Annotated in this window: 21 protein-coding genes; 9 read left to right on the forward strand and 12 right to left on the reverse strand. The window is 40.8% G+C overall.

What is annotated here, in order from left to right; genetic code table 11:
* Positions 1–372 precede the first annotated feature (372 nt).
* Both PLL47_RS07815 and PLL47_RS07820 read right to left on the reverse strand, forming a co-directional pair.
* The gene (locus PLL47_RS07815) at positions 373–939 is read right to left on the reverse strand and encodes a fasciclin domain-containing protein (RefSeq protein ID WP_324445630.1); all 567 of its coding nucleotides are present in this window, start codon (positions 937–939) and stop codon (positions 373–375) included.
* A 270-nt stretch (positions 940–1,209) separates the two neighbouring features.
* Positions 1,210–1,830, reverse strand: a complete 621-nt coding sequence (locus tag PLL47_RS07820; RefSeq protein WP_324445631.1) for a nucleoside deaminase — start codon at positions 1,828–1,830, stop codon at positions 1,210–1,212.
* Between the two features lie 152 nt (positions 1,831–1,982).
* On the opposite strand from PLL47_RS07820, the gene PLL47_RS07825 reads away from it, so the two are divergent.
* The 4 genes from PLL47_RS07825 to PLL47_RS07840 all read left to right on the forward strand — a co-directional run bounded on the left by PLL47_RS07825 (position 1,983) and on the right by PLL47_RS07840 (position 6,295).
* On the forward strand, positions 1,983–2,387 hold the full coding sequence (locus PLL47_RS07825; protein WP_324445632.1) for a pyridoxamine 5'-phosphate oxidase family protein: 405 nt from the start codon (positions 1,983–1,985) through the stop codon (positions 2,385–2,387).
* Positions 2,388–2,511: 124 nt separating this feature from the next.
* Positions 2,512–2,721, forward strand: a complete 210-nt coding sequence (locus PLL47_RS07830; RefSeq protein ID WP_324445633.1) for a hypothetical protein — start codon at positions 2,512–2,514, stop codon at positions 2,719–2,721.
* 230 nt (positions 2,722–2,951) lie between these two features.
* Entirely contained in the window at positions 2,952–3,827 is an 876-nt protein-coding gene (locus tag PLL47_RS07835; RefSeq protein WP_324445634.1) for a DUF1638 domain-containing protein, read from the forward strand.
* A gap of 251 nt (positions 3,828–4,078) precedes the next feature.
* Entirely contained in the window at positions 4,079–6,295 is a 2,217-nt protein-coding gene (locus PLL47_RS07840) for a sensor histidine kinase (protein WP_324445662.1), read from the forward strand.
* 67 nt (positions 6,296–6,362) lie between these two features.
* Here the strand turns inward: PLL47_RS07840 and PLL47_RS07845 are convergent, their stop codons facing one another.
* On the reverse strand, positions 6,363–6,929 hold the full coding sequence (locus PLL47_RS07845) for a YkgJ family cysteine cluster protein (protein ID WP_324445635.1): 567 nt from the start codon (positions 6,927–6,929) through the stop codon (positions 6,363–6,365).
* Positions 6,930–7,783: 854 nt separating this feature from the next.
* On the opposite strand from PLL47_RS07845, the gene PLL47_RS07850 reads away from it, so the two are divergent.
* Positions 7,784–9,976: a sensor histidine kinase gene (locus PLL47_RS07850; protein ID WP_324445636.1), complete on the forward strand. Its 2,193-nt coding sequence runs from the start codon at positions 7,784–7,786 to the stop codon at positions 9,974–9,976.
* 38 nt (positions 9,977–10,014) lie between these two features.
* On the opposite strand, the gene PLL47_RS07855 is transcribed toward PLL47_RS07850, so the two are convergent.
* The 6 genes from PLL47_RS07855 to PLL47_RS07880 form a co-directional block, all read right to left on the reverse strand.
* Complete coding sequence (locus PLL47_RS07855) at positions 10,015–11,139, reverse strand: transglutaminase family protein (RefSeq protein ID WP_324445637.1); 1,125 nt, start codon at positions 11,137–11,139, stop codon at positions 10,015–10,017.
* Positions 11,140–11,233: 94 nt separating this feature from the next.
* Positions 11,234–12,010, reverse strand: coding sequence for a helix-turn-helix transcriptional regulator (locus tag PLL47_RS07860; RefSeq protein ID WP_324445638.1), 777 nt, complete (start codon positions 12,008–12,010; stop codon positions 11,234–11,236).
* Between the two features lie 72 nt (positions 12,011–12,082).
* Positions 12,083–13,324, reverse strand: coding sequence for an ABC transporter permease (locus tag PLL47_RS07865; protein WP_324445639.1), 1,242 nt, complete (start codon positions 13,322–13,324; stop codon positions 12,083–12,085).
* Between the two features lie 38 nt (positions 13,325–13,362).
* The gene (locus PLL47_RS07870) at positions 13,363–14,754 is read right to left on the reverse strand and encodes a COG1361 S-layer family protein (RefSeq protein ID WP_324445640.1); all 1,392 of its coding nucleotides are present in this window, start codon (positions 14,752–14,754) and stop codon (positions 13,363–13,365) included.
* Positions 14,755–14,763: 9 nt separating this feature from the next.
* The gene (locus PLL47_RS07875) at positions 14,764–15,705 is read right to left on the reverse strand and encodes an ABC transporter ATP-binding protein (protein ID WP_324445641.1); all 942 of its coding nucleotides are present in this window, start codon (positions 15,703–15,705) and stop codon (positions 14,764–14,766) included.
* A gap of 252 nt (positions 15,706–15,957) precedes the next feature.
* Positions 15,958–16,278 carry a hypothetical protein gene (locus tag PLL47_RS07880; protein WP_324445642.1) on the reverse strand — a complete coding sequence of 107 codons (321 nt, stop codon included), beginning with the start codon at positions 16,276–16,278 and terminating at the stop codon, positions 15,958–15,960.
* A 914-nt stretch (positions 16,279–17,192) separates the two neighbouring features.
* Between PLL47_RS07880 and PLL47_RS07885 the strand changes: the two genes are divergently transcribed.
* Entirely contained in the window at positions 17,193–17,474 is a 282-nt protein-coding gene (locus PLL47_RS07885) for a DUF4405 domain-containing protein (protein WP_324445643.1), read from the forward strand.
* Between the two features lie 131 nt (positions 17,475–17,605).
* Here PLL47_RS07885 and PLL47_RS07890 read toward each other — a convergent pair whose 3' ends face one another.
* The 3 genes from PLL47_RS07890 to PLL47_RS07900 all read right to left on the reverse strand — a co-directional run bounded on the left by PLL47_RS07890 (position 17,606) and on the right by PLL47_RS07900 (position 20,431).
* Positions 17,606–18,730 carry a helix-turn-helix transcriptional regulator gene (locus tag PLL47_RS07890; RefSeq protein ID WP_324445644.1) on the reverse strand — a complete coding sequence of 375 codons (1,125 nt, stop codon included), beginning with the start codon at positions 18,728–18,730 and terminating at the stop codon, positions 17,606–17,608.
* Positions 18,731–18,816: 86 nt separating this feature from the next.
* Complete coding sequence (locus tag PLL47_RS07895) at positions 18,817–19,863, reverse strand: hypothetical protein (protein ID WP_324445645.1); 1,047 nt, start codon at positions 19,861–19,863, stop codon at positions 18,817–18,819.
* 214 nt (positions 19,864–20,077) lie between these two features.
* On the reverse strand, positions 20,078–20,431 hold the full coding sequence (locus tag PLL47_RS07900) for an ArsR/SmtB family transcription factor (RefSeq protein WP_324445646.1): 354 nt from the start codon (positions 20,429–20,431) through the stop codon (positions 20,078–20,080).
* A gap of 817 nt (positions 20,432–21,248) precedes the next feature.
* Here PLL47_RS07900 and PLL47_RS07905 point away from each other — a divergent pair.
* From PLL47_RS07905 to PLL47_RS07915, 3 genes are all read left to right on the forward strand, one after another.
* Entirely contained in the window at positions 21,249–22,223 is a 975-nt protein-coding gene (locus tag PLL47_RS07905) for a hypothetical protein (RefSeq protein WP_324445647.1), read from the forward strand.
* 388 nt (positions 22,224–22,611) lie between these two features.
* Complete coding sequence (locus PLL47_RS07910; protein ID WP_324445648.1) at positions 22,612–23,208, forward strand: hypothetical protein; 597 nt, start codon at positions 22,612–22,614, stop codon at positions 23,206–23,208.
* 166 nt (positions 23,209–23,374) lie between these two features.
* The gene (locus PLL47_RS07915) at positions 23,375–24,706 is read left to right on the forward strand and encodes a hypothetical protein (protein ID WP_324445649.1); all 1,332 of its coding nucleotides are present in this window, start codon (positions 23,375–23,377) and stop codon (positions 24,704–24,706) included.
* Positions 24,707–24,718 lie beyond the last annotated feature (12 nt).

Below are 24,718 nucleotides of genomic sequence, written 5' to 3' on the forward strand. Positions count from 1 at the left end.
AGCTGCGGGAAGTCGGGGAGATCATGGCAGCCAAATTCCCTGTTATTGCAGATTTGCCTCCTGATCCGGATGCAATCATGATAAAAATAGAGCCCGAAATCGTCTATTATCTGGATTATAGCATTGAGTTCGGATACAGGACAAGCATAACTTTCTGAATAATTTCTTTTTGCGAGTGTATTACTAAAAAACGATATTTTATTATTTCTGTTTTAAGGCCACATTTTTGAATATGGCTTCAAAAGAAGATCCATAATATAGATATGAGCATAAAATTATTATGAAAGGTGCTTAAAGAAATGAAAGTACCCTTCAAATCACAGTGTACTTTCATACCAATAAAAAAATTATAAATTTTTTTGATAAATGCGCTTATTCAGGTGGGATCAGCACTTTGTCTATTACGTGGATTACCCCATTGCTGGTCTCTATATCTGTCATGGTGACGTTTGCATCCCCGACTTTTACACCATCGGTTGTATTGACCGGGAGTTCACTTCCTTCCAGTGTTTTAATGGATGTCATTTTCAACACATCAGCTGCCATGTACTTTCCTGAAGCCACATGGTAGGTAAGCACCCTCGTCAGAGCTTCCTGATCTTCGAGCAGGCTGTCAAGCGTTCCTGCCGGAAGAGCATTAAAGGCATCGTCTGTCGGGGCAAATACCGTGAAGGGTCCTTCTCCGCTCAGTGTTTCTTCAAGCCCCGCAGCTTTTATAGCAGTTATGAGAGTTGTGAAAGAACCGGCATCTTCAGCAGTTTGAATGATATTCTTATCCGGCGCTGCTTCGGTTTCATTTTCGCCAGCTATATCTTCTGCTTCTTCAACAATACTTCCTGCTTCCTCAGTTACTTCTTCGACTACTTCACCGGTTTCATTTTCCACTTCCTCTGCCGGGCCTGCACAGCCAGAAGCAAACAGAACCACTGCAATTAGCAATGCTGCAATAAGTCCAATTTTTCTGATATTTTTTCCCCCTGTACAATCTAAATATATATTAAAATATATGCTAAATTATATATTTTCACATATGGTATGTGCTAAATTTTATATAAGATTATCTAATCTAGAAGGGCAATCAATAACTTATTTTAATTTCTGATCCAAAATAAGTTTTTATTTAAAAATTAAAAACTTATATTGATACATTTCAATATTTTAAGCGTCTGTAAAATCCCTTTTCATGATTATCTGATAAATGCAGGCTAATCAAGTACTGCGTTTTCTCAGGACTTCCAGCAATTCTTCGGCATTAATCAGCATAATTTCCATTGCAGCCTTTGAAAGTTCTTCAGAGCACGCAGCCTTTGCAAAGGTCTGGCGTGTTGAAAGATCTCTCCAGAGGGGAGGTAAAAAATCTATCATTTCGACCATCCCGGCTGTCAGGTCAGGGCAAACGTGCAGAATAGTATTTATTCCTGAAGAAATCAGCCTTACAAGGCACATGGGGCAGGACTCAAGTGATGTGTAAAGCGTATAGCCTTCCAGGGTAGTAATTTCCGGGTGTTCATTTTCAAACAGGTTTAATACAACCATTTCCCCATGCAGGTCACTCCTAAAATATGGAGAGTACACAAGATTGTGCCCCAGGGAAATCACTTTTCCGCCTGCATCAACTAGAATGCTTCCTACACCGTAGTTTCCGGAGGCAACGGATTTTAAGGCAAGAACGACAGAAAGCCATGCATAAGGATCGTCGGCGAACTCAGAATTGAATTCGTATATTTGCAGCCAGTTTTTCCAATAAATAACTTTTTCGTTTTTGGAACCGAGCTCATGCCCAATTTTTCCCAGTATCTCTTCACCTAAATCTCTGATCTCCTTAAACATCTATAATATCCCCTTCTCAGCTTAAATAACATCTGATAATACGTATTTAGTCAGAAAAGGTTATTAAAGTACACAAATTACCTTTCTGGTACAGAATTCTAACGCTTAAATATATAAATTTGTACTGCAAATCATCCTGATGGTGAATTATTATGGTTAAGTTAACTGAAGAGATGAAAACTGCTTTTTCTAAAGTAAAGATCTTCCCTGTTGCTACGGCTTCAAAAGAGGGAGTTCCTAACGTAGTACCCATAGGCTTCTGCAAGCTGGTAGACGATGAAACGATCTGGATTGCAGACAATTTCATGGTTAAATCCCTTGAAAACCTGAAAGAAAACCCAAACGTTGCAATTTATGTATGGGGCCCTGAAACAGGCGGATGCTTCCAGATCAAAGGAAAAGCCACACTTATCAGTTCAGGAGAAAAATTCGATAAGATGAAAGCAATTGTGAACGCTGCAAAACCAGGTCTTCCTGCAAAAACCCTTATAGAAGTCGGGATAAGCGATGTGTTCCAGTGCGCTCCCGGTCCTGCAGCTGGAAAAAAACTTCTGTGAAAATGCTTCTGTTCGGTTAAAATACCCATCATATAGCCAGCAGGTAAATAAGTATTCTCAAAAAGAAGTAAATCTCCAAAATACAGATTCATAGCTGAAGATAAAAACAATCGAGAGTGAGGGAATGGTTGAAAATAAGGGAAAGCCACCAATTTTTTGTGAAAAACTCTGCGTTGTCTGTAAAGGCGCAAGAGCAGGCAATAGTGTCTGCAAATCCATACAGAATCTTGAGCTGAAGATCTTCGGGAAAAACGGCTGTATCTGGGGAGCGGCGAGGACAAAATACTACGGAGTTACTCCTGACAAAAAACTTCCTGAAAGACTTAGAAAATGAGTTGAATGGAAAATTCTTATTGCAGGATGAATTATGGATAGGCTGTAAATTATCTTTTTCACTGGCACTATCCATTTTGTTAATATTTCTTTGTTGACACTTCTGCCATCTCCTCTGGCCTGTCCGCAGCTTTTGCTTAATTATTTAATACTGTTTGATTTTTTCATTTTTGCCCTGCTGGCTTTTGAAACTTAAACTATAAATGTGAATCTGGAATATCTACGCGTAATATGCCTGTATTAAGTATTATTGCCTGCGGGATGCTCGAAGATGAACTTGTACATGTGCTTTCAAGAGACTGTGGTATCAGGCAGCTGATAGTTGTGGAGAACAGGAATAGTTCTGGCTTCCTTCGCAAGCTCAGATCCGGAAATCATATTCCCCGTACAGTTTCTCTGGATAGAGTTCCGATGCTTCTTAATTCAGGATTTAATCCCGATTTTAATTCTATTTCAAAGGTGCTTGTGAAGTTCCCGTTCCTTGGAAAGGTGTATAAAAAAATCGAGTCGAAGAAAATCAGGTCAAAGGCAGTAAAAAAAGTAGATGTGGTTGTAAACCTCCTCAGGCTGGGTCTTCATGCAGATCTTGAGCTGCTGAAGTCCGAAGTATATAAAAACATCCGGGAAATGGCTGCATTTTCCGACGGCATTCTTATTTTCTATGGAACCTGCGGTCATGTTCTTGGAGATCTGGAAAAGGATTTTATAGATATTGAGTGCCCTCTTTTTTTCCTGAAAGACAGAGACGGAGAAACCGTTGAAGATTGTATCAGTGCAGCTCTTGGAGGAAACGATGCTTATGCCAGAGCCATGCTTGAATACAGGGGCAAAGGTACCATTTATCTGACTCCTATGTGGGCTTCGAGCTGGAAAAGCCTGGAAAAGGAATCAGGAAGCAAGGATTTCAATTACAGGTATTTGAAGAATCCAGGGTATTGTCTGGCTGCAAAAATAAATACCGGAATTCCATACAAGTCGGATTTTTATCAGAATGTTCAGGAGTTTGCCCTGACCTTTGGTATGAAAATTATTGATATCAAGGGAAGTGCTGAAATTGCTGAGCAGTCCTATCTTGCTGCAATGGAGGCAATCGTCAGGAAACCGTGAAACAAAATTTCTTAAAAATTATAATTTTGGTCTATATGTAGTCAAATACCAAAAATTAAGTTTTTAATATTTCTTATTTAAGTTCCTTCTCATTATTTTTCAGAAATTATTAAATTAAATAGAAGAAGTTTAAGATATACATTTTTAAATTTATTTATTATGTTTACTAACTCTTATATAGTTTCTACTCTTTTAATAATAATCAATATATTAACCTTCAAGCTCCTCTTTACTTTTAAGCTGTTGGGGGTATCGCGATAGATATTAGCAAGAAAGTTCTTATTATCACCCTCTTAATTTTTACAATTCTCACAGCATCATTCACATTTACACATAACATGCAGCTGTCCAACTTTTTGGAGCTTGAACAGACTGATACATTAGAGAATGTAGAAAGGGTGCAGAACGCTGTTGCTACAGAGCAGAGTTATCTTGATTATATTGTTCAGGACTGGGCCTGCTGGGACGATACCTACCAGTTTATTGATGACACAAATCAGGACTACATAGATGTTGATCTGCAGAATCAGACACTTGCTGGAATTAATGTTAATGTTATGATTTTTGTTGATAATTCCGGCGAAGTTGTTTATGTAAAATCTGTGAATACCCATACTGTAGAAGAAGCCCCTGTCCCTGAAAAACTTCTTGCAATGATAGAAGATGGCAGTCTTCTTACAAAAGGAGAAAATGACACTATAAGCGGTTTTGTTTTACTTGATGAAGACCCCATGTTTATTGCATGCCACCCCATACTCACAACAAATTATGAAGGACCTTCAAAAGGTACTCTCATTTTCGGAAGATATTTTGATGATGCTTTACTTGAATCTTTTAAAATAGTTACCCGATCTTCTCTTTTAATGTACAGGACAGACGAACAAATGCCTGCGGACTTTCAGATGAAAATCAAAAATGTTTCGGAAAATCCGGAAAAAATTGTGGTTGAACCTCTTGGTGAAAATAAGATAGCAGGTTATTTTGGATTAAAAGACATAAATGGTCAGCTTGCCCTGCTTATCAGGGCAGATTTTCCAAGAGAACTTTATTTACACAGCAAAAAAACCCTTAATTACATGTATTTTTTCCTGCTTTTGACCGGACTTATGACAGGAGTCGGAGTCAAATTTGCGCTTGATAAATTATTTGTTTCAAGATTAGTACAGATTGATGATTTTGTTACAAAAGTCCGGTCGGAAAAAGATCTTTCCAAAAGGTTATCACTGGAAGACGATGATGAACTATATCGCCTCTCAAGAGAAATAAACGGGATGCTGAATGAAATTTATCTGGCAGAGCAGGAATTAAAAGCTCAGGCACGAGAAAAGAAAGTTCTGCTTGACTCACTAAACGAACTGGCAGTTTTCGTGGATCCGGAACTTAAAATTATCTGGGCAAACAAAGCTGCACTCGAATATATGAACACGGACCTTGAAAAGGTAAAGGGAGTCAGTCTTAAGGACGCTCCTGGTATAAATGCCCCTCTGGTTGAAGATCTGAATTTTGAACAGATCTTTGTTACAGGTGAGAAGAAATCAGGAGAGTTTGCCGCAAAGGACGGAAAGGTCTGGTTTGCGCAGGCAATTCCTGTGCCTGATGAACAGGGGAATATCATAGGGATTCTCCAGACGTGCTGGGATATTACTGAAAGAAAAGAAGCGGAGAGGCTTCTCCATGAGAAGCAGATAGCAGAAGTTGCAAACCGTACCAAGAGCGAATTCCTGGCCAACATGAGTCATGAGCTGAGAACCCCGCTTAACTCAATAATAGGTTTCTCAGACCTTTTGTACGAAAAGATCTATGGGGAGCTTAATGAAAAACAGACAAAAGCCATAGGAAACATCTCCCGGAGTGGAAAGCACCTTCTTAACCTGATTAATGATATTCTTGATCTTTCCAAAGTGGAAGCCGGAAAGCTCGAACTTGATTACAGGGAGTTTGAACTTGCTGGAAAGCTCAATTCAATGAAAAATTTGCTGTCTCCTATTGCAGACCGGAAAAACATTGAAATTAATATCGATGTGGACAGGGACCTTAACACTATCCGTGCTGACGAAGCCAGATTTGCTCAGATCATGTATAATCTTATGGATAATGCTATAAAATTCTCGCATGAAAATGGAATTGTAAACGTAAGAGCAGAAAAGAAAGGGGATTTTGTAGAAGTAACTGTCAGGGATAATGGAATAGGAATAAAAGATGAAGACCAGCACAAACTCTTTAAACCTTTCAGCCAGGTAGACTCATTCTCTTCAAAAAAATTCCAGGGCACAGGGCTTGGTCTCTCACTGGTTAAACAGATTGTTAACCTTCACGGAGGCCAGGTCTGGTTTAGCAGCAAAATAGATGAGGGAAGTACCTTTGCCTTTACAATTCCTGTATACGGAAATAACAAAAACGACGGCAATGATAAAGTAAACCTGCTGGACAAAGAATTGGATGGATCTGAAGATTCAGGAGAAAAATGAGAATAGAAGCTGATTTAGAGTTCTTTAAAAAATAAATGATTTCGGGCAGAAATTTTTCATCTGTCGCTTAATAAGTAGGTTCCTCGATTTCCTGGCAGGAATCAAAAACCAGGGATGGAGCTTTTATTACATACATCTCCACCTTACTTGTTTCCGCTCCATAAGCTTCTATCTCATAGGGCGGCACTTCCTCTCTCTGGAAGCTTAAAAGTTCTCTCAGAGTAAAAACTGCGTACTGACTTTTTCCTTTCCTGGATTCTCTTAACTGGTCGTAATCGAAACAGAGATCGTCATAGCTTACTACATGCCTGAACCACTCAACAGGTATAGGAAGGCGGGAAAAAAGCGGGATTGCAGATTTGAAATAATTCCTGCAAACTTCTTTTCTTGATAACTGACACCAGTCATCCAGTGTAAAATTTACTTTCCCGGCTTCAACTGTAAAAATCACAGGATAAATTTTACAGATTAAAGGTTTGAAATCCCTGCACTCACACACTTCAGTTTTTCTGTTTAAAAAAGGACATAATTCTCCAAGTTTCAATACATGAATGAGAGTACCGTCACCCATTTTCAAAATGTCCAGGTACCTGAGTTTGAATTCAGAAACACTTATACCCATTTTTTTTGCCATATATTCCTTTTCTCCAGGAAGCAGGGTGCCTATTTTATTATGCTCGCAAGCCCCTCCACATTTACTGCAGACCTTAAAAGTATTCTGATTGCTTCCACTGAATGTCCTATGAAAATTCTCATACATGTTCATGGGTATTTTCTTGAATATCAATCTAAAAACCTCAATTATGTGAAACCGGGTATATTGGTTATATTTTTTTTAAGTCATATTTACGTTTATGCCTCAAGATTACTTTTTTTGCCCCGATAGTAAAAAAATTAACAGGTTTGATTTCAGAAAAAAATATCAATAAATTTATGGTCTTTTTAATGCAAACCTTGCATGAAAAATTTCTTCTGTAACACAACTTTTTTGTAATTTTAATTACATAAAATAAAAAATTAATTAGCAGGATGTATTTGATTAAAGAAAATTCTGAATAATCATCATGAAAAACATTAGCTTATTTTTAATTTAACCTGCTAAATTGAGCATAAAAGTGCACAGCTTACAGCTTCAGAACTTTAAGCTTAAGGTAAATATTTCAAAGAATTTTTCTTTAAACCTCTGCCCTGAATTCCGGGATTTCACAAAAATATTTCTTATTTTATTCCTGCTTTTTTCTATGTAGAGAAAATCATGCAGTCAGGGCAAAAACTGTATATAATTCTAACATCAATAAAATGCACGAATGTTTATCCTCAGAATCTGAAATAGTATATAATGTATTTTTCTATGTCTCTTCAATAACTAATAATGTATTGATTTTGAACATGCGTCTGGAGCATATAAAAAATTATGCGGAATTAGCAACCTTTATATATTTTTTGATTTTATTTTTGATGTATATATCTGCACTTCATGTTTCATAGATGAACTTATTATTATACCATGTTGCAGGTGCAGGTTTTTACTTCCGGCAGTTTGTTGGTGATGTAATGGATGTTAGTAAAAAACTGATGATAGTTACTTTCTCTATGTTTGCTTTATTTACTGTACTTTTAATAATCGCATCCCATACCATCCTGCTGGCGAGTTTCTCCGACCTTGAAGCCCAGGACACCACCAAAAATACCGGAAAAATCGAACAGGCAATAGCCTCGGAAATATTGTCCATTGACAGGACAGCAAGGGACTGGGCCTGGTGGGATGATACTTATAATTTCATTAAAACCTCCAGCCCTAAATACATAGACTCGAATCTGGACAACGGTACTCTTTACAGTCTGGACCTCAATGTCATGCTTTTTGTAAACAGGTCTGGAAACATAATTTATCCGCTGTCTGTTGATCTGGTAAACGAAACCGAGGTTCCTGTACCTGAAGGGATTCTTGAGGGAATTGCCAGTGGGACCCTAACAGCCAATAGCGATACCGATTATATACATGGAGTCGTCCTCCTTGATGAGGGGCCGATGCTTGTCGTTTGCCGTCCAATTCTTAACGGCATAGGTAAAGGTCCTTATGATGGGACTCTTATTCTTGGAAAATATATTGACGACTCTTACATCTCTTCTCTTGAAGAGCGTACCAATGCATCTCTTGAACTCTTCACTTTAAACGAGGAAATGCCGCCGGACTTTCAAGACATATTTGATGAAGCTGTAAATGCAAGGGGCAGTGTTTTTAGAATACTTGGGGATGAAAGAGTAGCCGGGTATTTTGCATTAAGAAATACTACCGGAGAACCTGTAGCCCTCATGAGAGCCGATTATCCCCGTGAACTCTATTCACAGGGCAAAAAGGTTCTGAATTATATCTACGCTTTTCTGCTGATCAGCGGAATTGCCATAGGAACTGCAACCAAGTTCAGTCTGGATCGCCTTCTTGTTTCCAGGTTAATTGCTATTGACAATTTTCTTGGCAAGGTAAAGATAGATAAAGATACCTCAAAGCGGCTGGAAATGGAAGGGGACGATGAGATTCAAAGGCTTTCAAAAGGTATCAACGATATGCTTTCCAGCATAAGACTTGCCGAGCAGGAGATCAAGGCACGGGAATATGAGAAAAAATTTATTCTCGATTCCCTCGAAGAGATTGTGGTTCTAAGGGACACGGATTTTAAAGTTCGCTGGGCAAACAAGGCTGCCCTTAAAAATCAGGATCTTCTAATCGGGGAAGCTAAAGAACCTCCATCTGGCAACCTGCAGGCTAGGGATAAAGAGAAATTCCAGCAATCTCAGGCACCCATATGGAATGATCAGGAGTTTACCTCTCCGGAGGGAAAGACATGGCTTCTCAGGTCAAAGCCCCTGTGTGACGAAACCGGAAATCCCATTGCAGTTCTGGAAACCGGAGTGGAAATAACGGAACGGAAGAAATATGAAATCGAGCTCTTCCGTGCAAAGCAGGATGCAGAGATCGCAAACCATGCCAAGAGCGAGTTCCTTGCAAACATGAGCCACGAACTTAGAACCCCTCTTAATTCAATAATAGGTTTTTCTGACCTTCTGTATGAAAAAGTATATGGAGAACTTAATGCAAGGCAGCTCAAGGCTGTAGGGAATATTTCAAGCAGTGGAAAACACCTGCTGAGCCTCATCAACGAGATACTTGACCTCTCCAAAGTAGAAGCCGGAAGCCTTCAACTTCACTACAGCATGTTCTGGCTGGCAGAAGCATTTGCTGAAGTCCGGGATATGCTGTTTCCACTTGCTGCCAGCAGAGGGATAAAAATAGAGCTTGAGATTGAAAAGAACCTGCCAAGGATTTATGGAGATAGGGAAAGGCTTACGCAGGTACTCACCAACCTTATGACAAATGCGGTTAAATTTTCAAATGATAACGGCTGTGTAAAGGTAAAAGCATGGCAGAACAGCAATTTTATCAATGTAGCTGTCTCAGATGAAGGAATAGGTATTGCGGCAGAGGATCACGATAAGCTCTTCAAGCCTTTCAGCCAGATAGACTCTTCTTCGTCTAAAAAGTATCAGGGAACCGGACTTGGCCTTGCTCTTGTGAAGGAAATTGTACAGCTTCACGGCGGCACTGTCTGGTTTGAAAGTGAACTCGGAAAAGGGAGTACCTTTGGTTTTTCGATCCCCCTCTCCGGCAGAAAAGAATAACTTCAAACTTGAATCAAAAAAAGTTCAGGGTCGGAATATCAGAACCGACCCGAATTCATCCCCTGATAGCTTTTCGGTACGTTATTCCATGACACCGGTGCATTTCCAGACCGGGTTCCTAAATCTATGAAATACTCGTTATTGTAGTAGTACCAGATTTCCACAACCGGATATGTACTATTTTTGTATTCATCATAGTCGACCTCTGATGAATCTGCAGGTATCAGTTCTGAACTGTCGTCATCATAGTAAGGTCCGTCAGTCGGGTCCAGAGGAAACCATTCCCCGTCCTCATAAACCTCTACCCAGGCGTGCCCGCCGCTAACGTCTCCGAAGTCAACCTGTCCTATGGCAACTCTCACCGTGCTCTCGTTGTATTCTCCCGAAGCTATCAGAAGGGAAGCTAGAGTATTTGCCTGTTCTTCACAATCGCTGGCAGGTTTACCATAAACAGGGTTGCTGGAATATGAAGGTGTATCTTCCAGGAATTCAGCAGGTGTGAGCCACTTTTCTTCCTCATCATTCAGAGTTTCATCTGATACCCAGGTCCAGGTGAGGGCTGCATCGTAAATCTCATATTTGTCATCGAGGTCATTTTCCTCGAGGTAAGATTCTACAGCTTCATCGTCCGGGGTAACATAAGTCTGGTAACTGGATGTGGATGTTATGTTCTCATACTGAAGTGACTGTTTTTCCATGAGTTTATCCAGTTCCTCCCTGTCAGGGATTCCCCTTCTTACAGGCACTCCCCTGGTGAGATCAGGGGCCATCTGTCCAGGGCTTTCCTTCCTGAAAACCGGAGGGATATTCTGCACCACAGGCTGCCTATTTTGCATCATGTTTACCTGCCTTGCAGGCAGACTGAGTTTCCAGTCCCAGTTTCCAGAACTATAGTCACCATTTTCAATGAAATTAATTAAATCGAAGACTCTGCTGTCCGAAATCCGGCTTCCAATAGGCGAACAGCAAGAAATGTTACCTTTTACAGTGTCCTCAGAAGTAACATCCCTGGAGATAGCCTCATAAATACTGGTTATGCAATCTGTTTTCTGGGAAATCTCAGAATTTCCTGCCTCCAGGTTTTCGCAGGCACAGACAGATGCTGTCATTAAAAAGACAGCCAGTAAAATTATACCAATTCCCTTCATTCTGTTACCTACCATCCTGTTTGATCTTATTTCAATTTAGGGTAATGTTTCCCTTTTCATTCTTACACAAAGTCCAAATTTCATACTTCAGATTCTAGATGCTTCTGGTTCAGCCCCTTAAAGGCTCCGAAGCTTCTTCATAATATTTATACAGCTCTCTCCCCCAATACAAAGCCCTGTCTCCCGTACAGGTAATTAGCTGGCCGTCCAGTCTGCCGTTATTCTGAGACAGTTCTATTGCCATAAACCGTTCCGTCACTACAAAAGCAGGAAGATTTACATCCCTGCTGCAAACAAATATTTTCGTGTTTTCAGCTCCCAGCAGTGTTTTCATTTCAACAGGGCAGTTCTTTAGCAGTCTTTCAGCTACTGGCTCTGTCACACATAAAGTGAGTTTCATTCCTTTTCTCGCAAATTCTGAATAAAGGGATGGGATTTCCGGGTGCATGCATGAGAAGAAAGCAAAAATCTCCTCTGAAATCCTTAAATTCTTCATAACCCTCTGCGGAATTTCGAATATATGGGCTTCATCAGGTTCAATCAGTTCAAACTGGTCCAGTTCTTCAAGTCTTCTCAGCAAAAAATCAGGTATAGGGTTAAGATCATGTTTTTTCCAGTAATCGATATTTCTCTCAAAGAAAGCCAGTAAGTCAATTAGCTCTTTCAGATTTTCGACAATTGGCACTGCCATATCTGATAACTTATATTCTCCCCTTTCCTCTTCCAGAAGTCCAGAGTCTAACAGTTTTTTTATCTGAATCTTTAATGATATGGGACTTATGTCAAGTAAAGCTGCTATCTCCTCAAAACTTCCCTGTTTCTTTTGTATAAGTAAGAGTATATCTCTCCTTTTTTCTGAGAGAACTCCCATGTCGATAAGATTCATTTTATCCCATTCTTCGCCTTTTTTTAGAAAAAATTAAGAAAGTATTGACACTTTTTTTCAAATTCTTTCAGGTTATTCGTACCTCAATGCGTCTACTGGCTTTAGTTTTGATGCCCTGTACGCCGGGACCACTCCTGAAGCCACACCGATTACGATTGCAAGGATAAGCCCGAAAGCCATAAGATCAGGTGCGAGATACAGGCCTGAACTGCTTCCTCCTCCCATCATGCTCATGCCAAGGTAAGGGAAGAGAGTTGAAACGAAAGCGCCCAGGATAACTCCCAGTATGCCTCCAACAAGCCCTACCATTGCAGAGTTAAAGAGGAAAATCATAAGTATATCCCTGTTTTTTGCTCCGATGGCTTTCATGGTGCCTATCTCCTTTGTCTTTTCGAGGACAGAAGTGAACATGGTATTTGCAATACCCACTGCCCCTACGATGAGAGACACAGCTGCAATAGCTCCGAGGAAGAGGGTCATCGAACTCGTCATCTCGGTAACGGATTCAGCCATAGATTTTGAGGCGCTGACAGAGAAGTCCTGGTCGTCTTCCCGGATAATTCCCCTTGAAATCATGAGCTTCTCCTCAATATCTTCCATCAGTTCGTCCACAAGGTCTTCACTCCTGGCTTTTACCGTGATTGTATCGTAGACATCTTCTTCTGCGTCGTCAATCAGGTTTACTGCCGCATCAATCGGCATGTAAATGCTTCTGTCACCCTGGCCTTCTTCGGTAAGGATACCAACAACCCTTACTGATTTTCCATTGATTGTTATTACCTGATTGATTCCAATCTCCTGGTCATAAGTTTCAGTAGCAACGCCGCTTCCTATAACTGCCACGTATTTATCTGACGGCTCAAGTAGCCTTCCTGACTGTGTTTCGAGTGTGGTCATGTACTGCCAGACCTGCGGGTCGACTCCTGTGATTGTCATAGTTGCATTTTGCCCTGCATAAATCACAGGTTCGCTGCCGGAAATCTGCCCTGCAATGTACTCTATACCGTCCAGGCCCTGAAGTGCGTCAATGTCATCATCGGTTAGTTCGACATCAGTTGTCGTACCTCCTGGCCCTCCGCCTCCAGGACCGGGCATGTTTGACGATGCTTTTGTATATCCCGGAGAGATGGTTATAAGAGTCAGGTCCATTTCAGCAAGCCTGCTCTGAACCTGCTCTTCCATAGCATCCCCGAGGGAGAGGATGCCTACAACAGACCCGATCCCTATAACTATCCCAATAATGGTCAGCCAGCTACGGAGCTTGCTGTGCACAAGCATGTTCAGGCCCATTTTCAGGTAGGTTGAATTTCTCATTTCGCATCCTTCCGTTTTCTACCGTTTATTTTTCAGTCTCACTGAGCTTTAAGGTCGGAGTTCTGTTCGTCAGGCTTCTTGTTCCCGGATTTTTTCTCTTTCATTAACTGTATCTTTTCCTGTATTTTTTTCCGGTAAACAAATGCTCCGCCTGCAAGGACTATTATTGCAATATATGGCAGGTACGAACTGATTCCACTGCGGTTTCCTGGTCCTCCTGTCGGTGTCGTCATAGATCCGCCGGTAATCTCAAGTTCTACTTCTTTATCAACGGTTATTCTTTCTCCTTTTGCATCCGTGTATTCAATCTGGACTTTCAGGGGTTTGTTTTCAACAGAAGCAGCAGTTAAGTTTCCACTTTCAGCAGCTTGTGCAGCACCCGGTGTTCCCTGACCACCTGGAGCTCCTTCTGAGCTACCTGAACTGCTTACGTCAAAGGAAGCAATTGTGTAATCTCCTTTCTCCAGATTTCCTACAATTTTTGAGGAACTTCCCGATACCTTGTAATTTTCCTGGTCCGGAATTGACACTTTCACTGAGTATGCGATATTGTTTCCCACGTTTGCAACTGAAAGCGAAATCTCTCCCTCATCACTTTCAGAGAACGATACATCGAAATCAGTTTCTCCGCCTACGAAAACTCCGGCTGTAGTATTGATAGTTTGCTCATTTGAGTCGTAGTCTTCAAGTTTGAGATTTATATCCAGAGTGTAAAGTCCAGGATCTGCATTTACATCTGCCATTACGGCGTAAGTAACATTTACTGATTCACCTGCATCGAGATATTTGATGTACTTTGTATTATCAGAGTAGACAGGGAGGATAACGCCTTCCGGGTCGGTCCAGGAAATAACCATGTTTTTCAGAGGTGACGTTCCGGTGTTTGTTACTATGAACTCAAGAGTCTCTTCTTTTGCAATGTCAATATTTGCTTTGTCAATGGTTACAATCTGGGCATATTCTTTGCCCCTCACATCAATAGTAACGGTTTTCTTAGTTGTGTAAGTGGTTGATGAAGATCCGGATCCGCTTTTATAGGTCGTAACGATATCCACATCATATGTACCTGCAGATGCATTGGAATCTGTCATGAGCTTGAATTTGAGGACTCCTCCTTCATCGTCGTCCTGCCTTGCATTCAGATAAGAAATGCTTTTTTTAAGGGATTGTCCTGAAATCTCGGTAAAAGGGTATTCAGGATTGACGGTTACAGTAATATCTTTTACATCCTTTGTACCCACGTTCTGGACACTGACAGTGAGTTCAACAGGTTCTCCGGGGCGAGCAGTGTCAGGGTTCTGGTTTGTCAGGTTAACCCGCAGATTTGAAGAGTTTATATTTCCGTTGGATGCGCCCAGTGCTGTTCCAGCTCCCAGGTATATGAATACTGAAAATAACAGCAAAGCTGTTAGTAAAGAAAATTTTCTCATTTTTATTCCTCAATTCAGATTAGGTTCGTTTTTCGTATCTGGTTCGTTTTTCTTGCGCTCTTCGATTTTTTCAATTTCTCCATCCCTGATGTATACAACTCTGGTTGCGTATTTCACCAGGTCAAGGTCATGGGTAACGATGATGATTGTTTTTCCTTCTCTTGCGTGAAGCCCGTCCAGAAATTCCAGGATATAGTCCCCGGTTTTTGTGTCCAGGTTTCCTGTAGGTTCGTCTGCCAGGATAATAGGCGGGTTTACAGCCAGAGAACGGGCTATTGCAACCCTCTGCCTCTGGCCTCCAGAGAGCTGGGAAGGAAGGTTCTGTTTTTTGTGCGAGAGCCCTACGATATCAAGCAGATATGCTGCTTTTTTCCGGGCTACCTGCCTGTCTTCCTCCTGAAATTCCATAGGCAGGAGAACATTTTCTTCCGTGCTCAGTGTGGGAAGAAGGTTGAAACTCTGGAAAATGAATCCTATCATCTGACCGCGGATGCGGGCAAGCTCGGATTCGTCAAGTTCCGATATGTCCTTTGAATTCAGGAAAACTGTTCCTTTTGATGGAATATCCAGGCAGCCCAGCAAATTCATAAGTGTACTTTTTCCGCTTCCGCTGGGACCCAGGACAATCAGAAACTCCCCTTCGTAGATTTCCAGGTTTATCCCTTTCAGAGCTGCAAACTCGGCCTCACCCATCTGGTATATTTTCCAGACATCGGTCAGTTTGATCAACGGATCCTTTTCATTCTGGGTGATTCTGTTTGTTCCTGAAACTTTGAAAGAACCATCTGCTGAGTTGATGTAAGGATTGTTGTTTAGACCCTCCCCAGGATCATTACCCCCGGATACATTATCTAATTCATCGTTGAAACTCGCCGCTTTTTCGAGCGAATTCATAATTTTTGTGGGATTCAGTTTCGTTTTAAATGTTTCTATTATTTCGCTAAGTGTCATGAATCGAATACCTCTAAAAGCCAGTCATATCTGGTGTAATTTTTCAGGCTGAACTGAATCTTTTCAGAGTAGCTTGAATTTGATTTTTTTCGTTCTTCTGCCCCCCCTATCATTTCTCACTACCATTTTATGCTAAGATCTGAAGCCCTTCCCCAGGGCGTCAGATTGGTGGCAACTTAGAACTTACTTTATTTGTTGTTTCTGTGATTGTAATACATAGTATGATATCTTTTGTTGTGGTCTAGTTGGACCTCATGATCTGGCCCAATTAGACTCGATGTGGTTTAATGAGGTCTTTGACAGGTCAATGAGGCACCTGCATGATGCTGGCGCCTCATCTTCTGGGGTGTAGGGTTTCTGTTTTGACTGCTCCTCTCCTTTGTTCCTGAACAGGTAACACCTGGGTGTTGTGAAGGGTTTCCAGTTTTCTGGTGGCGAGGTATCTTGCCAGGTGTTAGTCCTGTTTACTCCTCTCTGACTGAAACGCCTTTTAGACAGGCGCTCTGTCAGCTGACTGCTCAGGAGGGACTTGAGGCAGTCAACCCCATCATGGGCATTTAATAATAAAAGCATACTTAACTCAAAAAAGGAAATATATTCAATGAATTTAGCAATGAAGCTTTTCTAAGAGGATTTGGAACAATTTATTCTTTAAATCTCCTTTAATCAGTATTTGTGATCCATATAAAGTATTATTATCTGTCACGATTATTCGATTCCCTAATTGCGATTCGCCCGAGTTGCGATTCGCCCGAGTTGCGATTCGCCCGAGTTGCGATTCGGGAGCTCGCTGTCCTTTTCGCTGCGCTCAAGAGGACTAATTTTTGGTTTAGAATATTCGCTTTGCTACCTCAAGAGGACTAATTTTTGGTTAATTAATTGATTCAAAACTCTTGACCAGTGCAGCAGTAATAGATATACTGGTTCATTCTTTAACGTCCGGCGAAGGAGAGCGGTCTTGCAGATGAAATGAGAGAAAGGTCAGCAAGTAAAAACATGGGATAAATTTTAGATTTGGTGAAGCAAAGCGGAAGTAAACTCAATTACAGTCCTTTTATTGGAAGAGCCGCTAGAAGGCTGGCAGATCTATTATGATTTTGTAAGATCGGGAAAAGTATACCGGACATTTTTATTTTTACATGTTCATGATAGCCTCAAAAATTTATTATATGTGTTCGATTTTTCTAACCTGGTGGTTTTGAGAATAAAAAAGCCGAATATTATTTCATTAAGGTTTAGGGTCTATAAGAAACTTTTAAATCTTGATTAATGCTTTAATATAGCCTTGAATTTAAAAATAGATTGCTTTTCTCCTCCTTTTTTGTAAGTATATTTATCTCTTTTTCTGGCAATTAGGGGGTTGTACAGCGGTAAGCTGAGTTAACAGCGCAGCCGCAATTGATAGTATTAACTGAAGAATTAATTATAAAAATAGAATATAGATATTAAGGCTGATATAAATTTAAACGTTACAACGGAGTAACAGTATGAATCGAACAAAACTTAATTACGTCGTAGACCTCGCCTTCCTCATTCAGTTTGTGCTGGTAGGTTATTCAGGTATATTATTGCTGATTGACGGATATGGGGTGTCCCATTTCTGGAAGTTTATTCATGTGAAGATTGGGATTTTATCACTGGTCTTCTTTACTATCCACCTTGTACTGCACTGGGCCTGGTTAGTGTCAAATTCAAAGAAGTGTTTCGGTATAAATGAAAAAGTAAAGGCTGATGAGATCATCGAAGCAAAATATACCAACCTGGATTAAGGATGTAGAAAAAAAGGAATATCAAAGTCAGCGAAATATTAGAGTCAGCGAAATATTAGAGTCAGCGAAATATCAGAGTTAGCGAAATATAAAGATGGGAATTAAAACAAGTTAGGGATGTGGATTGAACTTTATCTTTCCTCATCCCGAATGATTATAACGTTTCCGCGTCCCCGCTTGAATTTTTCAATCAGCTCTCTTCTTTCAAGGTCTGCAAGCATGAGGCTGACTTTTCCTTCAGAATACTTCAATTTGCTGCGGAGGTCTTTCTGCGTAATCCGTCCGCCCTGGCCCCGGATTATGTCCATAATTTCCTGAAGGTCTGATGGAAGGGGGAGATTCTTTTTAACTGCAGGGGTCTCTGTCTCGAGCATCTTTCCCGGCTCTGGCTCCGGTACAGGTTCTTTAAGGAGTGTTTCTTCAAGATCTGTCTCGTCGGGAGGCATTTCTTCAGCAAAGGCTTCCTTGTCTTCTATTTCTACATTGAAGCCTGAACCTTCTGGAAATTGAGTTTCTATGTGCTTTACCGGGATTTCCATTTCGGTTTTCTGCTCTACTTTTTTGGCGGGTTCTTTTGCTGATATTTCAGGCGCGCTCACAGGCACGGAAAGTCTTTCGGTTTCATATTCTGCCTTTTCTTCCAGAAGCCTGCTTTTTTCAAGTTTATTTGTTTCAGGATGATGCTTTTTCAGTCTCTTATTTTCGGGCGCCTTTTTTTCTGTAATTTTATGTTTCTGGAAAGCGTAGCCTCCAGCCAGAAGTAAAGACAACATAAGGGCTGCAATGAAGTAATAAATTGTTGAAGAAGTGGATACGCCATTAGTTCCACTGGTTTCAGTGGCACTTACATCAGCTATTGTGTCATTTTCTTCAGGATTTTCAGAAGTTTTTTCTCCTGATTCTGAACTCTCCATAAGTTCTGAATAAACGGGAACGAGCAGAAGATCAACATTATAGCTCCCATTCCCTTTAACTTCAATAGCCTTCTCGGCTGCTTTAATTAGGGTACTGTTTTCATAATAACTGGCTGTAATAAGATAATCTCCGGGTTCCAGTTCAAAAGAGTACAGGCCATATCTCGCCACCATGGACTGGGAAGGTGTGGAGTTTACTTCAACCAGAGCATTTTCCAGAGGTTCGAAGGTGTCCCAGCTGTACACTCCTCCATTAATCGTGGCTGTGTTGTTGTCTGCTATGGCAGGTACTGCAAGAAGTGCCAGAGCAGCAACGCAGATAATATAGACATTCAGATTCATTTCTATCAGGAAACCCGGTTACGGTTTGAGTTCACTATTTTTAAGATTTTATTCTTATATCTTTTCCATAACTTTACGAATTCTCTTTAATAAAGTAAATTCATCTCGATAAATTTTATTTTCCTCAATGAAATTTCTTTTATTCCTGCTTCCGGACCATGCATACCCACCGGGTGAATATTATCTCCCTTCTTTTCTGGTTCCTTATCTCCCTTCTTCTCTGGTTCCTGGATCATTCCCTGCTGATCAAATAACGAATCTGCTGCCCACTGCCCTTCTTTCTTCATTTCGTTGTTTTCAACGCTATAGGTTCCGTTTCCAAAGAAGGAAGCATATCCTTCTCCCTCTGCCTCAACAGTAATATTTTCACCATTAAGCATGATTGTCTTGCGAGGGCCGGAAACTTCCAGATCCGCAGACTGTATATGATATACAAAAATGTTATCCGGAATATCATGTCCTTCTTTAATTTCAAGTACATAATCCCCTTCGATTTTGATAATTGAGTCCGGGGACATTACTGCTATTTCACCATTTTCAAGGTGAAGCTTGAGATCAAAACTGCCCATCAGGGCAACTTTCCCTTCACCCGTTGCATTGAGCCGGGCTGTTTCGTTCAACTCTTCACTCCCGGGCATCACGAGCTTGAATTCGTCAAATATATCTTTAAGAACCAGGCTGGCCTGGACCATACTATTCTGTGACTGAATAAGATTATCCTTTATTGTGTTTTCGTCTTCGCCTGATGAAGATTCTGCAAGCTCAAGGTAATGTTTTGCATCTTCTACATAACCATTGTATTCTTCAGTCAGGGATTCAAGCCTGCTCACGTCCTTTCCCTGGTCCTTGAGGTACTGAATTCCTGGCTCAAGCCTTTCAGATATAGCTTCTGCTTTTTCGATGTTCTCGCCAAGCATGAACGCCGCATCCTGAAGAATGCGGGATGAATCCTGGACTTCAGGCAGACCTGAAGGTGCACCTTGAGGACCTGGCATCTCTTCTCCCTTAAGGAGTCCGGCGTAGGGATAAAATATGCTTCTGTAAAGGTCCCCTTGATGTTTATATGCAAAAGGATGTGCCTGTGACTCAACACAACCTGAAGTTGCGAGAACTCCTGCAAGTATTAGAATCAAGGACAAGATTTTTAAGGACAAGAATTTTATTTTCATACTGGTCTATGCCTTCTGTTAATAATCGCTGGACTATACATTGGTTTATTGTTTTTATATATTAAAATTTGGTTCAAGTCTGAGAATTTTACTCGAAAATGTATACTTTTATACATTTACATCCCGGTCTCACAATAGATTCCTGAAAACTCCGAAGCATTCTTCCCCTCCGGACTTTTCATATTGTGTTTCTGAGCATAGTTAATATGAGAGACATATCCGGACTTTTCTTCCCGGGCAAAAGGATAATCGTTTTTCCAACTGTTTCATATACCTTTATTTCTCTCCCTTTCCTGCTCCATTTTACCTGCCTTACCCTTATCAGCCCGACTTCCAGAAGAGAATCCAGGTTATATTTGAGGGTATTAAGGCGCACTCCAAGTTCATCTGCGATATCAGCTGCAGACATTGAATTTCTGTCAAGTAATTTGAGAATCCTGATCGAAGTCTCATTAGAAAGAATCCGGGCAATTTTTCGGGAGTCTTCGGAAATTTGCAGGATCAACAATTTTTCCTCCGGGTTTTCAGGCATTTTTTTATCTCTGGTATGTCTGAATTAAAGATAGCTTAATAATTTCTATACTCGCATTTAATCATATATGGTCAGAAATATCCCTGGCCGTCATTTGCAGGTCTACAGTACATATGGTCTCGATTATTTTTTCAGCCGGGTATTTCTAGCCGCATAACATGAAATAACACGGTGTGAAAGCGCATTTGAGGGTTTATTGGGTGAGATTGGGCTGGATGACGTACCATCAGGATATTCCTGACCGAAGATGCTGTATCTGGATATAAAGATAAAAGCATACTTACTCTCTTTTGAGGTATTTGGTTTAAAAATCACCCTTTAAGAGAGCTTATTTTCACATTTAATGCTTTATAATTCTTAAATATGAGGTTCTGAGTGCCCGAAACTCCGGAAATTTTGAGCATGGTACGTGCAGGTAAGAAATGGTGATACAGGTATGGGCAAAATTTGTAATTGATCCTGCCAGTCTTATAGTTTCTGTGCTCCGGTTAAAGCTCATTGTTGATATTATCTCTTTCTGATCCTGAGTTTATCTTCTTCATTCAAATGCCAGCCTATCACCTGACATATGTATAAATTTGCCTATGTTGATTATGCGGATTATTTTGGCTTTAATAAGCATTAAATTCTAATTTTAAGCTTAATTCTTAGATTATGGGTTAATAAAAGCTTTTTTTCTAAATTAAAATCCATATTTTTCTCTATTCCTGAAAGTAAGCTTATATTTAAATCAGCTGATTACTGCAATATCAAGCGGTGAAAAGCTGCCTTGATCAAACAAAGTAAATTAAACGAGTAATTAACGGAGGTATATACTGTGAAAAAACAATCAATAAAGTCAGTTGCCAGTTTTGCAGTGGTACTGATGGTCTTAAGTATTATTCCTTCTGGTGCTCTTGCTTCAGAAAACGGGACCTGTGCAAATCAAACAAATTCAACAGATGACGGATTTGGAAAGATGATACCAGGAGGCATGAGACATGGGGGAGCAGGGCACTATGGGATGCATGGTATGGTCTGTCCTGCTGAAAACATAACCGAAGAAAATTTCACAGAAATTCAGGCCAATATCCTGGATTCAATTAGCGAAAAGATTGCTGAACTTCAAAATATGTACAGTAATGTAAGTGAGGCTTCAACTGCTGAAGAATTGAATGAAGTATTACTTGCAGAAAGGCAGGCAAAAGCTGAAGGGAGGGTCCCATGTGAAAATGGCAGATTCCCAGGTAAAATGTGCTTCCCCTGCTTCTTTGAAGTCGAGAACGTAACTGATGATAACTTTACTGAGGTCCAGGCTGAAATAGTTGATTCCATCGGAAATATGACTGAGGTGCTCAACGAGAAGCTGGAAAACACAACTGATGAAAACATGACTTCTATGCTCAATGAACAGATAATTGAGCTTGAAGAATTGTCCGCTGACGTAAGTGAAACTTCCAGCGCAGCTGAACTGAAAGAAGTCATATTAACTTATATGAAAACTCAGGCTGTTGAATCCATAGAAAAAGAAATTGAACACATTGAGGCCAGAGTAAGCGAGAGTGAAAACTCCACCGACGATACTGATGAGAATCTTACGGAACTCAATGATAAAATTACAGAACTTAATGCTTTGATAGAAGATATCAACGCAGCGGAGTCGTTTGACGATCTCAAAGAAATAATGTCCTCTGAAATGAAATCTGAAAAAGGCCCCCTGCAGGAAGGAAAGAGGGCTATGCAGCAGCAGGGAGGCTGCGGCAAGATGCCGGCATGTCCTGGAATTCAGCAGAAAAACAATAAAGAGGCCTGAATTCTCCCTATAACCGATTAAAAGCTCTTAATTGAGATCCAATCTAAGAAACCCAAAAAAATCTACGTTAGGAGATAGTTAGTTACATAATTCATACCAGGAGCAGATTAATCCACAAATAAATCGAAAAGACTTCCTGAAGAAAGCCCCTCTAAGTACACAACAAATAATGCCGGAATACGATATAAGGGAGATAATTCATCTCCACTTTTTCTGGCATCGTTGCCTTCAGGATTCTTTCATGGATTTTTCCTGGTTTGTTTCTATAACATCTTACGAAGTTTAATCCATGTTCGAATATCCATTTGAGGTCATATACATGAAACTTTTTGATCTGGATAAATTCTTTAATCAGAAAAAAATTTCCATATTTTGTGTGTTACTGATAATGTTCAGTATAGTTCCAAATTGTGCACTTGCCGGGGAGGAAAACACACAGCCTTCATTACCTGAGGAAGATTTTGAGACTATGCAGAGCAGAATGGTCGAGTCCGTTGAAAGGATGATAGAAGCTCTTGAGAACTCCACCGAAGATCTTGATGCTGATACCCTTTCATCGGCTGAAGAGATGATAAGCGAGCTTACATCGATCAAAGAAGAAATTTCCGCAGCTGAAACGGAAACCGATCTCCAGACAATAAGGGAAGAGCTTGATGCCCTGCTCGAAGAGGCTCCTGAAGAATTGAAGAGTATTTCTGGATTTGGCATGGGCCCAGGTCCAGGACAGGGTCAGAACAGAAGTCAGGCCCCTCTTCAGGGTTCCGGAAATATGTCTGAAGGGCGCCCCGAAATTCCCGAGCAAGCCAATCAAAGGGATAAAAACGCAATGGGTGAAAACTCAAGTGTGGAAAAACAGGGAATGCCCGAGCAGACTCCTGCTGAGCAGGAAAATACAGGTTCTGCAGAAGGTGCTGATAAAGACACATCCTCCGAAACCGGTTTCTTTGGAAAGCTCATTAACAGCCTGAAAGCCCTGTTCAGCTAATCCGAAACACTACCAGGTCTTGAATGAAGCTCAGGAAGCAAACAGGAAGGGTTTATCTTTTCCTTTTTTCAACCATTTTTTACTGACTATTTTGAAATGTGAACAATTGTCTTTGCAATTTTTCTTGAAATCTTATTCATAACAGCACCATATACGGAAGATAATAATGGACGATCATCTCATATCTCGGAATATAGCATCTCTGTTACTGATCACCAGCATAATTCTACTCATTACACTCTCCGGCTGTGGATGTTTATCCGAATCCAACATTTCAGAGAGTTCCGATTCCGTCGGGGCGACTAACGGGGCGTATGCACAGAGTGGAGGAACTTCAGCCCAGTCAAATCAGACAATTGTTGCATCAAACAGTGATGAGAGCAGTATAAAAGTTACTGATGCAGGAACTTTTACTCTGTCAGATTCAGTAATAACAAAGACCGGAGAAACTTCATCTAATGAAAATAGTGACTTTTACGGCCTTAATGCCGCAGTGCTTGCAGAATCAGGCAGTACAATAAAGTTAACTAACTGTACGGTAAACACAGGTGCCAATGGTGCCAATGGTGTTTTTGCGACAGGTTCAGGGTCTTCTGTTGTTCTGTCTGATGTAGTTATCAAAACCACAGCAGACGGTTCAAGGGGCGTCGACGCGACTATGTCCGGCAGCATAACCTGCACTGATGTGAATATCACCACCGAAGGGCAGCATTGTGCAGCAATTGCAACAGACCGCGGCAGCGGGAATGTAACCGTTACAGGCGGAACCATGACCACATCAGGGGAAGGCTCTCCTGGTATTTACTCAACAGGAAATATAAAGGTCTCAGACTCCGTAATTACAGCTACCGGGTCAGAAGCTGCCGTAATAGAAGGAAAGAACTCCATATCCATTACGGATGTTACTCTATCGGGTGCGAAAAAATGCGGAGCAATGCTGTATCAGAGCTTCTCTGGAGATGCCAAGGTGGGTACCAGCATCTTTACTATGAACGGCGGATCGCTTACGGCAGCAGCAGGTCCTCTGTTTTATATCACGAACACAAACTCAATAATAGAGTTAAATGGTGCGGATTTAACCGCCATATCAGGCACTCTTTTAACAGCCAGTGCTGACAGGTGGGGCAATAAGGGATCAAATGGCGGTGCTGTGACCTTTAAGGCAGAGAATGAAAACCTGGTCGGCAACATTACCTGTGATAATATCAGCTCGGTCGCGTTGATACTTCAGAACAGCACCAGCCTGACAGGGTCTATAAATGCAGAAAACACAGCAAACTCGATGTCCCTTGCTCTGGACTCTACGAGTGAATGGAATGTAACCGGAAATTCTTGTCTAACGAGCCTGGCAGACGAGGATTCCACACTGGCTAATATTAAAGACAATGGATATACTGTCTACTATGATGCGGAAGACAGTAAAAATAGCTGGCTTGAGGGTGAAACCTATACTCTGACTGACGGGGGTAAATTAACCCCTGTTACAGTCTCTAAGTAATACATGACAGTC

The sequence above is a fragment of the Methanosarcina sp. genome, assembly GCF_035390745.1.
In the GTDB taxonomy this organism is placed as follows: domain Archaea; phylum Halobacteriota; class Methanosarcinia; order Methanosarcinales; family Methanosarcinaceae; genus Methanosarcina.

Bases quoted from the DNA above. Each gene is read 5' to 3' on its own strand.
- PLL47_RS07820 (WP_324445631.1), bottom strand. From the start codon at position 1,830: ATGTTTAAGGAGATCAGAGATTTAGGTGAAGAGATACTGGGAAAAATT.
- PLL47_RS07825 (WP_324445632.1), top strand. From the start codon at position 1,983: ATGGTTAAGTTAACTGAAGAGATGAAAACTGCTTTTTCTAAAGTAAAG.
- PLL47_RS07830 (WP_324445633.1), top strand. From the start codon at position 2,512: ATGGTTGAAAATAAGGGAAAGCCACCAATTTTTTGTGAAAAACTCTGC.
- PLL47_RS07835 (WP_324445634.1), top strand. From the start codon at position 2,952: ATGCCTGTATTAAGTATTATTGCCTGCGGGATGCTCGAAGATGAACTT.
- PLL47_RS07845 (WP_324445635.1), bottom strand. From the start codon at position 6,929: ATGGCAAAAAAAATGGGTATAAGTGTTTCTGAATTCAAACTCAGGTAC.
- PLL47_RS07850 (WP_324445636.1), top strand. From the start codon at position 7,784: ATGAACTTATTATTATACCATGTTGCAGGTGCAGGTTTTTACTTCCGG.
- PLL47_RS07855 (WP_324445637.1), bottom strand. From the start codon at position 11,139: ATGGTAGGTAACAGAATGAAGGGAATTGGTATAATTTTACTGGCTGTC.
- PLL47_RS07860 (WP_324445638.1), bottom strand. From the start codon at position 12,010: ATGAATCTTATCGACATGGGAGTTCTCTCAGAAAAAAGGAGAGATATA.
- PLL47_RS07865 (WP_324445639.1), bottom strand. From the start codon at position 13,324: ATGAGAAATTCAACCTACCTGAAAATGGGCCTGAACATGCTTGTGCAC.
- PLL47_RS07870 (WP_324445640.1), bottom strand. From the start codon at position 14,754: ATGAGAAAATTTTCTTTACTAACAGCTTTGCTGTTATTTTCAGTATTC.
- PLL47_RS07875 (WP_324445641.1), bottom strand. From the start codon at position 15,705: ATGACACTTAGCGAAATAATAGAAACATTTAAAACGAAACTGAATCCC.
- PLL47_RS07880 (WP_324445642.1), bottom strand. From the start codon at position 16,278: ATGCTTTTATTATTAAATGCCCATGATGGGGTTGACTGCCTCAAGTCC.
- PLL47_RS07885 (WP_324445643.1), top strand. From the start codon at position 17,193: ATGAATCGAACAAAACTTAATTACGTCGTAGACCTCGCCTTCCTCATT.
- PLL47_RS07890 (WP_324445644.1), bottom strand. From the start codon at position 18,730: ATGAATCTGAATGTCTATATTATCTGCGTTGCTGCTCTGGCACTTCTT.
- PLL47_RS07900 (WP_324445646.1), bottom strand. From the start codon at position 20,431: ATGCCTGAAAACCCGGAGGAAAAATTGTTGATCCTGCAAATTTCCGAA.
- PLL47_RS07910 (WP_324445648.1), top strand. From the start codon at position 22,612: ATGTTCAGTATAGTTCCAAATTGTGCACTTGCCGGGGAGGAAAACACA.
- PLL47_RS07915 (WP_324445649.1), top strand. From the start codon at position 23,375: ATGGACGATCATCTCATATCTCGGAATATAGCATCTCTGTTACTGATC.